Origin of the sequence: Bariatricus sp. HCP28S3_A4, from assembly GCF_052066395.1 — a bacterium.
Lineage (GTDB): Bacteria > Bacillota > Clostridia > Lachnospirales > Lachnospiraceae > Allocoprococcus.
The window spans coordinates 1-982 of the sequence record NZ_JBQHSE010000088.1 but is presented as its reverse complement, the minus strand read 5'-3'; the positions used below and the strand labels follow the sequence as shown (position 1 = coordinate 982).

1 protein-coding gene is annotated in these 982 nt (G+C 41.4%); it reads right to left on the bottom strand.

Annotated features, from left to right (window positions below; translation table 11 throughout):
• Positions 1 to 71: 71 nt before the first annotated feature.
• Positions 72 to 982: IS4 family transposase (locus tag ACTNBF_RS16465; RefSeq protein ID WP_441089704.1), on the bottom strand; the 911-nt coding region annotated here is incomplete at its 5' end.

Sequence of the window (982 nt, the reverse complement as noted above, 5' to 3'; positions counted from 1 at the left end):
CTAAGACTTCCCATACCCAAAATGGGCTTCGTACCTTGAAAATTCAATATTTCAGCTAACAAAATAGCGATTTATGCTTTAGCTGCCCGCGAATCAAGTGCATTTTGCAGATATTGCGGTAGTCTGGATACAAAATCTGCAGTAAATACAGCAAGCTGTTCTTCGCTCAGATTCAGAATCTCCTTAAGACTTGCCATCAAAGCATCCATCAGGATGCAAAGAGACCGTGTGAAAGTGATGTCTGCCATCTCATCTACCAGGAAGAAGAATAACTCTCCTAAGGTTCGTTGGTCTTCATTTTTTCGTTGTTCTAATGCCAAAAGCATATATCTGGCAAATACAATGGCTACATGTGCTGTTAATGCATCGTAAGAGAGACTGTGGCATTCGCCAATGAGATTAAGTGTAGATTTGCAGGTCTTGAAAAACACCTCAATCTGCCAGCGCTTTCCATAGATACGAATGATTTCTTCTTCTGACAGAGTTGGATTTGTGCAGATAAAAGCAAGCCAATCCTTACAATTCGCCTTGTTTCTGACACATACGATTTTTGCCGGAATTGGATTTTCTTTTCCAACCATGACATCGACAGAAAGAAGATATTTGGATCTGCCGCGACGCTTCTTGTTTTTTGCATAAATCTGTTTGATGTTCAGTTTCTGTCCTTCATACTGATATTGAATGCGGCTGCTTTTCTTGATCATTGCAATCACATCCATCCCTTTGGATTTGATGGCCGTAATCTGAGCCGGATTAGCAAACCAGCAGTCAAACAGCACATAATCGGCAGAAATACCGTTTGAAACGGCTGTATCAAGAAGGTGAAGCATAACCTCCGGTGCTTTCGTCTGTGCCAGTTTTCTACGCTTACCGGCAATAGATCTCTTGTCAAAATCTTTCGTCGGGCCAATGATATTTGATTCTTTGGAGGATGCGATAAGACAACTGTTAACAGGCATAAATGTATTGCCATCGCTCCATC